The sequence below is a fragment of the Candidatus Rhodobacter oscarellae genome (assembly GCF_001078595.1).
In the GTDB taxonomy this organism is placed as follows: domain Bacteria; phylum Pseudomonadota; class Alphaproteobacteria; order Rhodobacterales; family Rhodobacteraceae; genus Rhodobacter_B; species Rhodobacter_B oscarellae.
This window is the reverse complement of record NZ_LFTY01000002.1, coordinates 1,888,493-1,903,018: the sequence shown is the minus strand read 5'-3', so window position 1 is coordinate 1,903,018 and position 14,526 is coordinate 1,888,493. Positions and strand designations below refer to the sequence as shown.

The 14,526-nt window shown below is 64.3% G+C and carries 12 protein-coding genes; 8 read left to right on the top strand and 4 right to left on the bottom strand.

The window, feature by feature from the left end:
* Positions 1 to 52 precede the first annotated feature (52 nt).
* The 4 genes from AIOL_RS14015 to AIOL_RS14000 all read left to right on the top strand — a co-directional run bounded on the left by AIOL_RS14015 (position 53) and on the right by AIOL_RS14000 (position 4,041).
* Entirely contained in the window at positions 53 to 865 is an 813-nt protein-coding gene (locus AIOL_RS14015; RefSeq protein WP_053101285.1) for a protein-disulfide reductase DsbD domain-containing protein, read from the top strand.
* An 80-nt stretch (positions 866 to 945) separates the two neighbouring features.
* Positions 946 to 2,016: a tRNA preQ1(34) S-adenosylmethionine ribosyltransferase-isomerase QueA gene (gene queA, locus AIOL_RS14010; RefSeq protein ID WP_049643551.1), complete on the top strand. Its 1,071-nt coding sequence runs from the start codon at positions 946 to 948 to the stop codon at positions 2,014 to 2,016.
* A gap of 73 nt (positions 2,017 to 2,089) precedes the next feature.
* The gene (locus AIOL_RS14005; RefSeq protein ID WP_049643550.1) at positions 2,090 to 3,364 is read left to right on the top strand and encodes an MFS transporter; all 1,275 of its coding nucleotides are present in this window, start codon (positions 2,090 to 2,092) and stop codon (positions 3,362 to 3,364) included.
* Positions 3,365 to 3,465: 101 nt separating this feature from the next.
* On the top strand, positions 3,466 to 4,041 hold the full coding sequence (locus AIOL_RS14000; protein WP_049643549.1) for a DUF924 family protein: 576 nt from the start codon (positions 3,466 to 3,468) through the stop codon (positions 4,039 to 4,041).
* Between the two features lie 7 nt (positions 4,042 to 4,048).
* Here the strand turns inward: AIOL_RS14000 and AIOL_RS13995 are convergent, their stop codons facing one another.
* Together AIOL_RS13995 and AIOL_RS13990 are read right to left on the bottom strand one after the other, a co-directional pair.
* Positions 4,049 to 4,411: a hypothetical protein gene (locus AIOL_RS13995; RefSeq protein ID WP_049643548.1), complete on the bottom strand. Its 363-nt coding sequence runs from the start codon at positions 4,409 to 4,411 to the stop codon at positions 4,049 to 4,051.
* Between the two features lie 23 nt (positions 4,412 to 4,434).
* Positions 4,435 to 5,088, bottom strand: a complete 654-nt coding sequence (locus AIOL_RS13990) for a glycosyltransferase family 2 protein (protein ID WP_049643547.1) — start codon at positions 5,086 to 5,088, stop codon at positions 4,435 to 4,437.
* A 203-nt stretch (positions 5,089 to 5,291) separates the two neighbouring features.
* On the opposite strand from AIOL_RS13990, the gene lpdA reads away from it, so the two are divergent.
* Complete coding sequence (gene lpdA, locus AIOL_RS13985; protein ID WP_049643546.1) at positions 5,292 to 6,689, top strand: dihydrolipoyl dehydrogenase; 1,398 nt, start codon at positions 5,292 to 5,294, stop codon at positions 6,687 to 6,689.
* A gap of 397 nt (positions 6,690 to 7,086) precedes the next feature.
* Positions 7,087 to 7,473 (top strand): hypothetical protein, encoded by a 387-nt coding sequence (locus tag AIOL_RS13980; RefSeq protein WP_049643545.1) that lies wholly within the window; start codon positions 7,087 to 7,089, stop codon positions 7,471 to 7,473.
* Positions 7,474 to 7,578: 105 nt separating this feature from the next.
* Here the strand turns inward: AIOL_RS13980 and AIOL_RS13975 are convergent, their stop codons facing one another.
* The gene (locus tag AIOL_RS13975; protein ID WP_049643544.1) at positions 7,579 to 8,781 is read right to left on the bottom strand and encodes a serine hydrolase domain-containing protein; all 1,203 of its coding nucleotides are present in this window, start codon (positions 8,779 to 8,781) and stop codon (positions 7,579 to 7,581) included.
* Positions 8,782 to 8,882: 101 nt separating this feature from the next.
* Here AIOL_RS13975 and AIOL_RS13970 point away from each other — a divergent pair, with 101 nt between their 5' ends.
* Positions 8,883 to 10,046 carry an MFS transporter gene (locus AIOL_RS13970; protein ID WP_049643543.1) on the top strand — a complete coding sequence of 388 codons (1,164 nt, stop codon included), beginning with the start codon at positions 8,883 to 8,885 and terminating at the stop codon, positions 10,044 to 10,046.
* A gap of 287 nt (positions 10,047 to 10,333) precedes the next feature.
* On the top strand, positions 10,334 to 13,210 hold the full coding sequence (gene uvrA / locus AIOL_RS13965; protein ID WP_049643542.1) for an excinuclease ABC subunit UvrA: 2,877 nt from the start codon (positions 10,334 to 10,336) through the stop codon (positions 13,208 to 13,210).
* Between the two features lie 13 nt (positions 13,211 to 13,223).
* On the opposite strand, the gene AIOL_RS13960 is transcribed toward uvrA, so the two are convergent.
* Positions 13,224 to 14,312: a Hint domain-containing protein gene (locus tag AIOL_RS13960; RefSeq protein ID WP_082152591.1), complete on the bottom strand. Its 1,089-nt coding sequence runs from the start codon at positions 14,310 to 14,312 to the stop codon at positions 13,224 to 13,226.
* Between the last annotated feature and the right edge of the window lie 214 nt (positions 14,313 to 14,526).

Sequence of the window (14,526 nt, the reverse complement as noted above, 5' to 3'; positions counted from 1 at the left end):
CATCGCTGGTTTGTGATTTCCGCTTTATGGCGGGCTCGTTAAAAGGAAGCATATGAAAACTCTCCTCTCCACCGTGCTCGCCATCCTGCTGCTGATCGCCCCACCGGTTCAGGCCGGATACCATGGCATGACTGTTGACGATGTCGCGGATTTCGAGATCCTGCCGGGGTGGCGCACCAAGGACGGCACGCGCATGACGGCGCTGCGGATCACCCTGGCGCCTGGCTGGAAGACCTATTGGCGGGCGCCGGGCGAGGCGGGTATCCCGCCGCGCTTTGACTGGGCGGGCTCTGAGAACCTCGCCTCGGTGCGGTTCTTCTGGCCGGCGCCGGATGTGTTCGAGCAGAACGGCATGCGCTCGGTGGGCTACGCGCGCGAGCCGGTGCTGCCGATTGAGCTGACGCCAAAGCGCGCGGGGCAGGCGATTGCGCTGCGCGCGGATGTCGAGATCGGCGTCTGCGAGGATGTCTGCATCCCGGTGAACATGCGCATCGCGGCGGACCTAGAGGGCGCGGGCGCCAGCGACGCGCGCATCCGCGCGGCGCTGAACGCCCGCCCCGAGACCGCGCGCGAGGCGGGCGCGGTGCAGGTGCGCTGCCGGATCGACGCAATCGAGGACGGTCTGCGGGTGACCGCCTCGGTGCAGATGCCGGCGCTTGGCCCCGGCGAGGTGACGGTGTTTGAGCTGCCCGACCAGACGATTTGGATCGCCGAGGCGCAGACCAGCCGGGACGGCGGGATCCTGACCGCGACGACCGAGATGGTCCCGGCCAATAATCGCCCCTTTTCCTTGGATCGCAGCCAGGTCCGCATCACCGTTCTGGCCGCGGGTCGGGGCGTCGATCTGCAAGGCTGCAAGGGCTAGAGCCGCTCACTCGGCGTGGGACATGCGACTTTTTCTTGCCGCTGCTTCCGGCCTGTCTTGAATTGTTCTAGAGAGCGCGCATGAAGCTCTCGGAATTCGACTTTGACCTGCCTGAGGACCTGATCGCGACGCGGCCCGCCCGCCCGCGCAGCTCGGCACGTCTTTTGGTCGCGGGTCCCAGCGCGCTGCAGGACAGCCGCGTCTCGGCGCTGCCGCAGTTCCTGCTGCCGGGCGACCGCCTGGTCCTGAACAACACCAAGGTGCTGCCCGCCCGGCTGACCGGCGCGCGCCACCGCGATAGCGCGCAAGGGGCGGTGTCGGCCAGGATCGAGGCCACCCTAATAGAGCCCACAGCCGGCGGCCATTGGCGCGCGCTGCTCAAGCCGCTCAAGAAGGTGCGCGACGGCGAGATCATCGATTTCGGCGCCGATCTGCATGCCAAGCTGCTGCGGCGCATGGATGGCATCGCGGAGCTTTCGTTCAATCTTACGGGCGCGGCGTTTGACGCCGCACTTGCCAAGGCGGGCGCGATGCCCTTGCCGCCTTACATCGCCGCCAAGCGGGCCGCGGATGAGGCCGACAGGCACGATTACCAAACCGTCTGGGCCGAAAAGACCGGCGCGGTCGCGGCGCCGACCGCGTCGCTGCATTTCGACGACGCGCTGCTGGCTGAGATCGCCGCCCGCGGCGTCAGCTTTACCCATGTGACGCTGCATGTCGGCGCCGGCACCTTCCTGCCGGTGAAGTCCGACGACGTGACCGATCACAAGATGCACGCCGAATGGGGCGAGATCAGCGAGGCCGCGGCGCAAGAGATCAACGAGACCCGCGCCCAGGGCGGGCGGATCATCCCCGTGGGCACCACCGCGTTGCGGCTGATCGAGACCGCGGCCCGTTCGAACGGCACCGTGCGGCCCTGGATGGGGGACACGGATATCTTCATCCGGCCCGGCTATCAGTTCAATGCCGCGGACGCGTTGATGACGAATTTCCACCTGCCCAAATCCACGCTCTTGATGCTGGTCTCGGCGCTGATGGGGCGTGAGCGGATGCTTGCCATCTACGCCCATGCCATCGCCGAGCGGTATCGCTTTTTCTCTTACGGGGACGCATCACTTTTGCTACCGGGGGCGTTGAAGCGACACGGTTGAGTCGCGCAATTGATAGCGCTCGTCGCGGATCCAGTTCACTAGAGTAAAAAAACACCCGCAAGGAGATGCGGCGATGCTAAAGGTCTTGGGCAATTCCTGGGCGCTGCTCCTGGGCATGGGGTTGCTGATGGTTGGCAACGGGGTGCAGGCGACGCTGATGGGCGTGCGCGGCGCGATGGAGAATTTCTCGACCTTCGAGCTGTCCATCATCACCTCGGCCTATTTCGCGGGATTCCTTTTTGGCTCGCGCCTGACGCCAGAGCTGATCCGGCGCGTGGGCCATGTGCGGGTTTTTGCGGCGCTGGCCTCGTTCATCTCGGCGGCGTTGGTGATGTTCCCGGTGGTGGCGGATCCGTGGTTCTGGACGGCGCTGCGGGTGATCATCGGGTTCGGCTTTTCGGGCGTCTATGTCACGGCGGAGAGCTGGCTGAACAACGCCGCGACCAATGAGACCCGGGGCCAGACGCTGTCGGCCTATATGGTCGTGCAGATGCTGGGGATCGTGTCGGGCCAGGTCATTCTGGGCTATGGCGACCCCTCGGGTTTTGTCTTGTTCATCATCCCGTCGGTGCTGGTCTCGATCAGCTTTGCGCCGATCCTTTTGTCGGTCTCGCCCACGCCGGCCTTTGACAACACGCACCGGATGTCGCTGCGCGAGCTGTTCGCGGCCTCGCCGCTCAGCTTTGTGTCGATGGTGCTGCTGGGGGGCATCTTTGCGGCGCTGTTTGGGATGGGCTCGGTCTATGCGTCGATGATCGGGCTGAGCGTGGGGCAGGTCTCGACCTTCATCGCGGTGATCTTCTTTGGGCCGATGGTGATGCAGTATCCAATCGGGTGGTTGAGCGACCGCATGGACCGGCGGCAGTTGATCTTTGGCATGGGGCTGTTGGGCGGGCTGGCCGCGACGGTGGGCTTTGTCAGCGGCACGTCATTCCCGCTGCTTTTGACGCTTGGGTTCTTGATGGGGGCGACGGCGAACCCGCTGTATTCGCTGCTGCTGGCCTATCTGAACGACTACCTGGACCCGGATGACATGGCGGCGGCCTCGGGCGGGCTGGTGTTCATCAACGGGCTGGGGGCGATCACCGGGCCGGTGATCACGGGCTGGTTGATGGGGGTGATCGGGCCGCATGGGTTCTGGCTTTTCATCGCGATCTTGATGTTCTCGATCGCCAGCTACTCGCTTTACCGGATGACGCAGCGTGCGGCGACCCCGGTCGACGAGACCAGCGCCTATGTGTCGGTCATGCCCACGGCGTCCCCTGTTGCGGTGGGGGCGGCGCAGGAATGGGCCATCGACCAGGCGGAGGATGTGGACAACACTTCGGATCAAGTATCGAATCAGTGACTTGTCTGGATGTAAAAATAATGTAACGCTGGCCCTAGCCCTGGGGTTCGGGCCGTGTTTCCGATGGGGCACGGCGACAATGTGGGTGAGGAGATAAGGGTATGGCAGGCCCTGACGAGATACTAAATTTCTGGCTCGACGAGATTGGCGAGGCCGGATGGTACAAGGGTGGCGACGCGCTCGACGCCGAAATTTGCGACAGGTTCGAGGACGATTGGAACCGCGTCATGACGGGGGCCAATTCGCTTTGGCTGACATACCCGACCGGGACGCTGGCCTATATCGTGCTGACCGATCAGTTCTCGCGCAATATGTTCCGCGGCACGGGCAAGGCCTTTGCCAGCGACAAGGTGGCCCGCGCGGCGGCGAAGGCGGCGATCTATCGCGGCTGGGACATGCAGATCGACGGGATGGCGCGGCAGTTCTTTTACATGCCCTTGATGCATTCGGAATGCCTCAGCGACCAAGAGCGCTGCGTGCGGCTGATGAAAGAGCGGATGCCGGATGGCGGCGCGGCCAACCTAGAGCACGCGCGGGCGCATCGCGAAGAGATCCGGCTATTCGGTCGCTTTCCGGCGCGCAACGAGGCCCTGGGGCGGTCGAACACCGGACCGGAAACGGAGTTTCTGGCGGATGGCGGCTACCGTAAGGCGCTAGAGATCGTTCGCGCGGCATAAGAACGCCTTAGGCTTGGGGCTGCTTGGACAGCGTCTTTTGAAGCGCCTTAAAGTCGAGCTGGCGAAAGGTCTGGGGCCACTGCTCGCGCTCTTCGGGCGACATCCCATTATACGTGTCAAGCACGCGCCGCGCGCGGTCTAGGACGCCGTTTTGCGCCTGCGCGACCATGTCCGAGACGCCGACCTTCTCCAGGAATTCCGCGTATGCGGCCCTATAGCGGTCCAACGCCGGCGCGGGCGGCTGAAACGTGTTGGTGAATCTCATCTTGGGCAGCTGGTAGCCGACTCGGTTGGTCTTGAATGTCGCGCGCAGGTCCGAGGGGCGACCGCGATCCAGGATGGCCAAGTATTCGGCCTGGCTCCGAAACATGCGGTGCGCAATAAAGGCAGGGTCTAGCTGAGAAAAAAATCGTCGGCGCGGAAGGGCTGGCGCCAAGTCAGTTTCCGGCCATTGCCGTTCCAAATTTTCGTAAACGGCCAGAGCGGTCTGACCCCATGGGGGTTGAAGTCCTTGACTGTGATCTTCGAACGGAAGGCTGATTTTACGAGACGGTCTGGATATCCAACCAGTTCAGGGCAAAGCGTGGCCGCGAAGGGCTCCAGGTCGCTGATCAGGTTAAGCCAGCCGAATGCCGCAATTGCGGGGTGCCCGGCGGCGGCGATGACCTGTTGAATGGGCGTCTCTATGTCTGTTGGGACCCAAAACTCGTCCACATCCAAGAACATCGTGTAATCGCCGCGCTTAGCTTTGCGCGCAATCCGCTTGCGGGCGGCTTTCAAGATCGCGAGTTGGATATCAAAACCAACGCGATGCTGACGGTCAATTGCGTCCGCGTTGTATACGGTCAGCTCTGGGACGTGGCTCGCGATGGTGCGCGCGATCTCCTCGGACTGGTCCTGGGAGCGGTTTATGTGGAGCTCGATCCGCGAAACCCCGAAATACAGGTGATGAAATATCCATTCGGGCAGGTAGGCGGCTTCGTTTCTGGCGGCGGTCACCAGAACGACCTGAGGGGTGTCGGCGCGGCGCTTGTCTTTTAGTGGCATACCAACACGTTTGATCTTGAGGCGAAAAAGGTTGGTCAGGCCCTAGCACAAGGGTTAGGCTGGGTCACGCGCCGACGGGGCGGAACGGCAAAGAAAAGCCATGCGGTATACGCATTGCGGCAATTCGCCTAGTGCCGTTGAGCGCGGCGTGGATATAGTTTAACGTTAAACTAGTTTGGATCGTGTGAGATTGGGAGGATACCATGGCCGCCAAGAAATTCGATATGATCGTGATCGGCGCAGGCCCCGGGGGCTATGTGGCTGCGATCCGGGGCGCGCAGCTAGGGCTGAGCGTTGCCATCGTCGAGCGCGAGCATATGGGCGGCATCTGCCTGAACTGGGGCTGCATCCCGACCAAGGCCATGCTGCGCTCGTCCGAGGTGTTCCACCTGATGCACCGCGCCAAGGAGTTCGGGCTGAAGGCCGACGGTATCGGCTATGACCTGGACGCGGTGGTGGCGCGGTCGCGCTCGGTGGCCAAGCAGCTGAATGGCGGCGTGGCGCATCTGATGAAAAAGAACAAAGTCACGACCTTCATGGGCGAGGCGTCGCTGCCCGCCAAGGGCAAGGTCTTGGTCAAGACCGACAAGGGCTCTGAAGAGCTAACCGCCCAGGCCATCGTGCTGGCCACCGGCGCCCGGGCGCGCGAGCTTCCGGGGCTGGAGGCCGACGGCGATCTGGTCTGGACCTACAAGCACGCGCTGACCCCAACGCGCATGCCTGGCAAGCTGTTGGTGATCGGCTCTGGCGCCATCGGGATCGAATTCGCCAGCTTCTACAACACCTTGGGCGCCGACACGACCGTGGTCGAGGTGATGGACCGGGTGCTGCCGGTGGAGGATGCCGAGATCAGCGCCTTCGCCAAGAAGGCCTTTACCAAGCAGGGCATGAAGATCATGGAGAAATCCATGGTCAAGCAGCTCGACCGCGCGAAAGGCAAGGTCACCGCCCATATCGAGACCGGTGGCAAGACCGAGAAGATGGAGTTCGACACGGTGATCTCTGCGGTGGGCATCGTCGGCAATACCGAGGGGCTGGGCCTGGAGGCCCTGGGCGCCAAGATCGACCGCACCCATGTGGTAACGGACGCCTATTGCCGCACCGGGGTCGAGGGGCTCTATGCCATTGGCGACATCGCGGGCGCGCCCTGGCTGGCGCATAAGGCCAGCCATGAGGGGGTCATGGTGGCCGAGCTGATCGCGGGCAAGAACAACGTGCATCCCGTCAAGCCAGAGAGCATCGCCGGCTGCACCTATTGCCACCCCCAGGTCGCCTCTGTGGGCTTCACCGAGGCCGCCGCCAAGGAGAAGGGCTATGACGTCAAGGTCGGGCGTTTTCCCTTTATTGGCAACGGCAAGGCCATCGCGCTGGGCGAGCCCGAGGGCATGGTCAAGACGGTGTTTGACGCCAAGACCGGCGAGCTTTTGGGCGCGCATATGATAGGCGCCGAGGTGACCGAGCTGATCCAGGGCTATGTGGTGGGTCGCCAGCTGGAGACCACCGAGGAGGACCTGATGGAGACGGTTTTCCCGCACCCGACGCTCAGCGAGATGATGCATGAGAGCGTGCTGGATGCCTTCGACCGGGTGGTCCACATCTAGGCTTGGCGCGGCGGGGGTTAACCATACCTTAATGGCGCGAGTCCCCTCTCAGGCGCGAATCAGAGGTTAACCCCTTATTTTATTGCTGATTCAGGTGTCGGACTTTTGTCGGCATAGTGTCGGACTTCCGTCGGGCAGGGTGCCCGATATGGGCGTGGTTAACAGAGCGCGCGCAGGGCGTAGGCGCGGTGCCTGCCGGCCCAATGTCAGCGCTGAGGCACCGGGCCAGGCCCCGGGTCAGGCCCCGGTTTAGGCCCCAGGTTAGGCCTGTGGCGCGGAGCGTGGGGCCAACCGGTTGGCCAATTTTTCGCCCTTCAAACGGCCAAGAGCGCAGGCGCGCATTGAAAGCGCGGCCCCGACCGGTCTAGAATTTCATAGATTGAATGGAGGAATTGATATGATCCGAATTTTTGTCATCTGCGTTGCGCTGACACTCTCTGGCCCGGCCGCTGCTCAGCAGGTCCTGACCGAATACTACGCCTTGCTGAGCCCCACCGATATGCGCAACTCGCGCGGGGTCCGGCTGACCGATTTATGCGCCATCGTGCAGCAGGATCGGGCGAATTTTCACCGCTTTGGGCTGGCGGATGACATCGACGATTGGGACCCGATCTTTTCCAGCCGGGAGGCCCGTGCGGCCATCTCGGGGCGCTGCGTGGTGCAGCGCGGCTTTCAGTATATCCCCAACGATCTGGCGCGCGGCATTGCGCGCTATGTCTATGTCCGGGTGTTCGGGCAGGGCGGGCGGATCACGCAGGTCTTTGTCACCGAGGGCGCCGGTTAAGCAAACGCTGTTAAAAGGAGCGCCTTCGGCGCGCTCTTTTGCCCCGTGCTCGCCTCCGGCTCCGCGCGGGCGGGGTTGGGCGCATCGTGACGCAAAAAAGAACCGTCAGGTGATGCCGCGCGCGAGCTGCCGGAACAGCTCCAGCGTTTCGATATTCACCTGGCCGTCGCCCGCGCGGAACCCCGTGTCGGCGGCGGTCTGCACGATGACGACCCGAGCCGGGCGGTTGATGTAGATATACTGCCCATAGATGCCAATGGCGAAGAACTCGCCCGCAACAGCGCTGGGGGGCAGCCACCACTGCATCCCATATCCCAGCGCGCCATTCGGCGTGGCCGCGGTTTCAGGGTCGGGCGGCGGCGCGGATTGCGCGGTGCTGCGCGCCACCCAGCCCGCCGACACCACCTGGTTGCCGTTCCACGCGCCCTCTTGCAGCATCATCTGCCCGATGCGCGCGTAGTCCCGCGCCGATAGGTTCAGCCCGCCCAGCACGAAGGGCTCGTCATGGTCATCGCAGAGCATGAAGCCAGGATGCTCGAACCCGATGGGGTGGATAATATGCTCTGACAGAAGGTCCATCATCCGCGCGCCCGTCAGCGCTCGGATCGTCATGCCGATCACATGCGTGTCCACCGAGACGTAATGCGAGTAGGTGCCGGGCTGCCAGCGCCGCCCCAGCGTGGCCGCAAACCCGTCGATCGAGCCGCCCACCCCGATCACCCGCCCCAGCCGGTTGATGTCGGAATGGTAATCCATGTAGTCCTCGTTGAACGCCACCCCGCTGGTCATGTTCAGCACCTGGCGCAGCGTCACGCCGTCATAGCCGCTGCCCTGCAGGCCGGGGACGTGGTCGGAGACGGAATGCTCCAACGCCTCTGGCGCGATCAGCCCCTTGTCGATCAGCGCGCCCAGAAGGATCGACAGCACGGACTTATTCATCGACCACGAGATATTCGGGTCGCTGGGCCGGGTGCCCTGGAAATAGGCCTCGTGCCGGATCGCGCCGTCCTTGAGCACGATCAGCGACTTAAGATTGCGGTCCCTGATGTGATCGCCCAGGCTGCGCGGCTGGTCGCTGATCGTGAAGTGCTGCGGGATCCGGCCGAAGGCCTCGGGCAGGGGGCTGGGCTCGGCGCGCGGGAAGGGGAGCGTGTTGAAGAGCTTGTCGAGATTGGAGAAGTTCCAGACGATCTTGCCGGGGTCAAACAGCGTGTTGACCCGCGCCAGCCGCCTTATGCCGTGCAGGTCCAGCCGAATGGCGCGCGCCGCCAGGATGCGGGCCGTGTCCAGAAGTGCCGAGAGTTGCATGCGGGCCTGCTCCTTGCTTTTTGAACAGATGTTCAGATCTTTCCCGCCCGCGCAAGCCGCATGCGCTTGACCTTGCCGCGACCAGGGCAGACGGTCCGCCCATGACGCAGCGAGAGAACACGGATTGGCGCCTGGTCTGGTTGATCTGGGCCGCGGGGCTGGGCATGGCCGCGCAATACGGCAAGATCAGCGTGATCTTTGGCCGCCTGCCAGAGGTCTACCCGAGCGCGGGCGCGGCGCTGGGTTTCGCGGTGTCGCTGGTGGGCTTCGTCGGCATCCTGCTGGGCGTGGCCGCCGGGCTGTTGGTGGCGCGGGTGGGCTTTCGCCGCGCGCTGCTGGCGGGGCTGATCGGCGGCGGGGCGCTGTCGATGCTGCAGGCGCTCTGGCCGCCCCTGCCGGTGTTCCTGGGGCTGCGCCTTCTGGAAGGCGCGACCCATCTGGCGATGGTGGTGGCCGCGCCCACGCTGATCGCCGAGGTGACCGCGCCGCGCGACCAGGGCCGGGCGCTGACGCTTTGGGGCAGCTTCTTTGGGGTGGCCTTCGCGGTGCTGGTCTGGGGCGGGCTGCCCTTGGCCCAAGCCCATGGGCTGGGCGCGCTGATGGCGGCGCATGGGCTTTACATGTGGCTGATGGCGGGGCTCTTGTGGTTCGTGCTGCCCACGGTGGTGCAGGCGCCGCGGGGGGTGAGCGTCGCCGAGCTTGCCCGCGCGCATGGCCAGATCTATCGCTCGCCAAGCATCGGCGCCCCGGCGGCGGGCTGGCTGTTCTACACGTTCTGCTTCGTCAGCACGCTGACGCTGGTGCCGCCCTACCTGGCGCCGGAGTGGCGGGCGCTGACCATCGGGGCGATGCCGCTTTTGTCGATTGTGTCCTCGCTGACGCTGGGGGCCTGGGCGCTGCGCCGCCTCAGCGCGGTGTCGGTGGTCGTGGCGGGGTTCCTGGCCAGCGCGGGCTGCGTGATGGCGTTGCTGGTCTGGCCCGGCGCGCCCTGGGCGGCGATGGGTTTGGGGGCGTCGCTTGGGCTGGTGCAGGGGGCGAGCTTTGCCGCGGTGCCGCAGCTTAACGCCCGGACCGAGGACCGGGCGCTGGCCAATGGCGGGCTGGCGCAGATGGGCAACCTGGGCAACACAATCGGCACGCCGGTGGTGTTGGGTGTCATTGCCGTTGCGGGCTATGCGGGCTTTATGAGCGCGGTGCTTGCGATGCTTTTGTGCGGCGCGGGGGCGCATATGGTGCTGGCGCGGCTTAGGTCTCCGCGCCGCTGACGGCGGCGGCGATGCCGCTGGAGCTTAAGGCTAGGCTCCACATGCATTTGCACTGCACAGCGGTCGCGAACCGATCAACGTGGAACGCTTGGCTGCGTGGCGTCACACAGGACGCGGCGGCGGAACTTGGGCCTTTGTGAGGGCCCCCAAAGGCCTCCAGAAATTATCCACAGAAAACTTGCCGATTTCCCGGTGACGGGCGGTCAATGTTCTGGTAATGTTCCTATTGTGCCATTGTGTTTCGCGCCCGCAGAGTTATCTCTTTCAGGGTCCATCTGGGAGTTCCCATGCCTGAGTTAAAAAAGATCGAGGTGCGCGGTGCGCGCGAGCATAACCTCAAGGGCATCGATGTGGATATCCCGCGCGATGAGCTGGTGGTGATCACCGGGCTTTCGGGCTCGGGGAAATCCTCGCTGGCCTTCGACACGATCTATGCCGAGGGGCAGCGGCGCTATGTGGAATCGCTCAGCGCCTATGCGCGGCAGTTCCTGGATATGATGGAAAAGCCGGATGTGGATCACATCTCGGGGCTGTCGCCCGCGATCTCCATCGAGCAGAAGACCACCAGCAAGAACCCGCGCTCCACCGTCGGCACGGTGACCGAGATCTACGATTATATGCGCCTGCTCTTCGCGCGGGTCGGCACGCCCTACAGCCCCACCACGGGCCAGCCCATCGAGGCGCAGCAGGTCCAGGACATGGTCGACCGGATCATGGAGATGGAGGAGGGCACGCGCGGCTATCTGCTGGCGCCCATCGTGCGCGACCGCAAGGGCGAGTACCGCAAGGAGTTCCTGGAGCTGCGCAAGCAGGGCTTCCAGCGGGTGAAGGTGGACGGCGCGTTCCATGACCTGGACGACCCGCCGAAGCTGGACAAGAAGTTCCGCCATGACATCGACGTGGTGGTCGACCGGCTGGTGGTGAAGGAGGGGATCGAAACGCGCCTGGCCGACAGCCTACGCACCGCCTTGGACCTGGCCGATGGGATCGCCATTCTGGAAACCGCGCCGAAGGATGCAGAGCCGGAGCGGATAACCTTCTCTGAGAATTTCGCCTGCCCGGTCAGCGGCTTCACCATCCCCGAGATCGAGCCGCGGCTGTTCTCTTTTAACGCCCCCTTTGGCGCCTGCCCGGAATGCGACGGGCTGGGGGTCGAGCTGTTCTTTGACGAGCGCCTGGTGGTGCCCGACCAGGGGATCACGCTGGCCAATGGCGCGCTGGCCCCCTGGCGCAAGGGCAAGTCGCCCTATTTCCTGCAGACCATCGAAAGCATCGCCCGCAATTACGAGTTCGACAAGAACCTCAAATGGAAGGACCTGCCGGCCCATGTGCAGCAGGTCTTCCTTTATGGCTCGGGCGACGAGGAGATCCAGTTCCGCTATGACGAGGGCGGGCGGGTCTATCAGGTCTCGCGGCCGTTTGAGGGCGTGATCCCGAACATGGAGCGGCGCTATCGCGAGACCGACAGCAACTGGATCCGCGAGGAGTTCGAGCGCTACCAGAACAACCGCCATTGCGGGGCCTGCGACGGGTATCGCCTGCGCGAAGAGGCGCTGGCGGTCAAGATCGGCCCGCCAGAGCAGCTCTTGCATGTCGGCCAGGTCGTGCAGATGTCGATCCGCGAGGCGTATGACTGGTGCGAGAAGGTGCCCGCCAGCCTGACCAAGCAGAAGAACGAGATCGCCCGCGCGATCCTCAAGGAGATCCGCGAGCGGCTGGGCTTTCTGAATAATGTGGGGCTTGAATACCTGACTTTGTCCCGCAATGCCGGGACCTTGAGCGGCGGCGAGAGCCAGCGCATCCGCCTGGCCAGCCAGATCGGCAGCGGGCTGACCGGCGTGCTTTATGTGCTGGACGAGCCCTCCATCGGGCTGCACCAGCGCGACAATGACCGCCTGCTTGGCACGCTGAAGAACCTGCGCGACCAGGGCAACACCGTGATCGTGGTCGAGCATGACGAGGAGGCGATCCGCGAGGCGGATTACGTCTTTGACATCGGCCCCGGCGCGGGGGTGCATGGCGGCCAGATCGTGGCCCATGGCACGCCCGCCGAGATCGCCGCCCATCCCGACAGCGTCACCGGCGCCTACCTGACCGGCGCGCGCGAGATCGCCGTGCCCGCCACCCGGCGCAAGGGCAACAAGAAGAAGCTCAAGGTGGTGGGCGCCACCGGCAACAACCTGCGGGACGTCACCGTGGACTTCCCGCTGGGCAAGTTCGTCTGCGTCACCGGCGTCAGCGGCGGCGGCAAGTCCACGCTGACCATCGAGACGCTGTTCAAGACCGCCAGCATGCGCCTGAACGGCGCGCGCCAGACGCCCGCGCCCTGCGAGACCATCAAGGGGCTGGAGCATCTTGACAAGGTCATCGACATCGACCAGCGCCCCATCGGGCGCACGCCGCGCTCGAACCCGGCCACCTATACCGGGGCCTTCACGCCGATCCGCGACTGGTTCGCCGGTCTGCCCGAGGCCAAGACCCGCGGCTACAAGCCCGGGCGCTTCAGCTTCAACGTCAAGGGCGGGCGCTGCGAGGCCTGCCAGGGCGACGGCGTGATCAAGATCGAGATGCATTTCCTGCCCGACGTCTACGTCACCTGCGAGACCTGCCAGGGCAAGCGCTATAACCGCGAGACGCTGGAGGTGAAGTTCAAGGGGCACTCCATCGCCGACGTGCTGGACATGACCGTCGAGGACGCGCGCAGCTTCTTCAAGGCGGTGCCGTCGATCCGCGACAAGATGGAGGCGCTGCACCGGGTCGGGCTGGGCTATATCAAGGTCGGCCAGCAGGCCACGACCCTGTCAGGCGGAGAGGCGCAGCGGGTGAAGCTGTCAAAGGAGCTGTCGAAACGCTCCACCGGGCGGACATTGTACATCCTCGACGAGCCCACCACGGGGCTGCATTTCGAGGACGTGCGCAAGCTTCTGGAGGTGCTGCACGAGCTGGTCGAGCAGGGCAACACCGTGATCGTGATCGAGCATAACCTGGATGTGATTAAGACCGCCGACTGGATCATCGATATCGGCCCCGAGGGCGGTGACGGCGGCGGGCAGATCGTGGCCGAGGGCACGCCCGAGCAGGTCGCCGAGAACCCCGCCAGCCATACCGGACGCTACCTCAAGCCGATGCTTGAGACCGCCAAGGCACGGGTCGCGGCGGAATAGCCAGCCGCTGCGCCTAGGCGACCTTTAGGTCCAACCCGCTTGCGGCGGGCTCCACCAATGGGCGCCCATTCTTAGTATGCGTGGCGATCAGCGCCTCGGCCTCGCGCCGCTTTAGGAAGCGGAACCGCGACGTGGCCCATTCAAGCCCATGCCGCTCGGTCGCCTTGGTCAAGGCGCGGCGCTTCATCGGGCTGAGGCTGCGCAGGGTCATCTTGCCCAGATAGAGGCTTTCGCTTTGCAGGCCGCAGGCGGAAATCGCCGAATGCTCTGCCAGCAGGAAATGCACATATTCCACCGAGTGCTCTGGTATCACGTGGCGGATGCCGGGCAGGCCCACCAGGAACCGGGCCGCGACCATCACGTTCGGCGTGCCAAAGCGGCGCAGCGCGATGCGCGAGTTCAGCATCACCCGGTGGTCGGGGCTGAGCAGCAGCGACCGAAGCGGCACGCCGGGGCCAAGGCTGCCGGCTGGGATCAGGACCGGTTGCATGCGCGGGAAGGTCTCTAGCATCTGCCGGCAAACCCGCCGTTGCGACGTCCAAAGCACCTCGCGCAGCGCGCCGTCGACCGTGGGCAGGCGCATGCCGATCTCGACCTCGCCCGCCGGGATCGGACCGAACTCGGTGTCGATCGGCACGCCGGATTCAAAACACGTTACGAAGGTCGTGTAGTCCAGCGCATTGGCCCGGGTTGGGTTGCTCTCGGAGATAACGGTCAGCTCGGTGCCCGGCGGCGGGATGTTGCCCTGCCATACGACAGCCTGCGTCGTCGATGGGTTGAGGTTGTTGCTAAAGATCACGCCCGACATGACGTAGGTGACGCCTTCGCCATCCTCGAAGGTGATGGTGTAGTTCGGCGTGAGGGGCGTGCCCGCGGCGTAGGTTGTGCCGCCAAAGGTCACGCCGGCGTCCAGGACCTGGTCGCCCTCGGCCTCGTCCCAATCCGCATCCGTTGGGTCGTTGATGTTCACGATCTGACTGCCGCCGCCGCCGAGCCATATCAGCGTGTCATCGGGGTTCAGATTTGACAGAAACGTGCCGTCTTCGTTCGGCACAGTGCTGAGGTTCGATAGTTCGAACAGAAGTACCTGATATACTGCCATTTTTCCCGGACCAACGCGGACCTGATGCCGGGTTGGTCAGCCTTCTGCTGATATTTTTCGAACAATTGGTTTCAAATTCGGGCAATAAAGCGGGTGAATTGCGGAATTGTCGTGTATCTGGCACCGATTGCGTCGGGCCATTAACCAAAGATGCCGGGCCAATGCCAAGTTTTTGACCCTTGAGGCCCGCCGCCAGATGCAGCGATTCAGGTCC

What these genes read in the sequence shown, in the direction of transcription:
- AIOL_RS14015 (WP_053101285.1), top strand. Translation starts at nt 53, where the DNA reads ATGAAAACTCTCCTCTCCACCGTGCTCGCCATCCTGCTGCTGATCGCC.
- queA (WP_049643551.1), top strand. Translation starts at nt 946, where the DNA reads ATGAAGCTCTCGGAATTCGACTTTGACCTGCCTGAGGACCTGATCGCG.
- AIOL_RS14005 (WP_049643550.1), top strand. Translation starts at nt 2,090, where the DNA reads ATGCTAAAGGTCTTGGGCAATTCCTGGGCGCTGCTCCTGGGCATGGGG.
- AIOL_RS14000 (WP_049643549.1), top strand. Translation starts at nt 3,466, where the DNA reads ATGGCAGGCCCTGACGAGATACTAAATTTCTGGCTCGACGAGATTGGC.
- AIOL_RS13995 (WP_049643548.1), bottom strand. Translation starts at nt 4,411, where the DNA reads ATGTTTCGGAGCCAGGCCGAATACTTGGCCATCCTGGATCGCGGTCGC.
- AIOL_RS13990 (WP_049643547.1), bottom strand. Translation starts at nt 5,088, where the DNA reads ATGCCACTAAAAGACAAGCGCCGCGCCGACACCCCTCAGGTCGTTCTG.
- lpdA (WP_049643546.1), top strand. Translation starts at nt 5,292, where the DNA reads ATGGCCGCCAAGAAATTCGATATGATCGTGATCGGCGCAGGCCCCGGG.
- AIOL_RS13980 (WP_049643545.1), top strand. Translation starts at nt 7,087, where the DNA reads ATGATCCGAATTTTTGTCATCTGCGTTGCGCTGACACTCTCTGGCCCG.
- AIOL_RS13975 (WP_049643544.1), bottom strand. Translation starts at nt 8,781, where the DNA reads ATGCAACTCTCGGCACTTCTGGACACGGCCCGCATCCTGGCGGCGCGC.
- AIOL_RS13970 (WP_049643543.1), top strand. Translation starts at nt 8,883, where the DNA reads ATGACGCAGCGAGAGAACACGGATTGGCGCCTGGTCTGGTTGATCTGG.
- uvrA (WP_049643542.1), top strand. Translation starts at nt 10,334, where the DNA reads ATGCCTGAGTTAAAAAAGATCGAGGTGCGCGGTGCGCGCGAGCATAAC.
- AIOL_RS13960 (WP_082152591.1), bottom strand. Translation starts at nt 14,312, where the DNA reads ATGGCAGTATATCAGGTACTTCTGTTCGAACTATCGAACCTCAGCACT.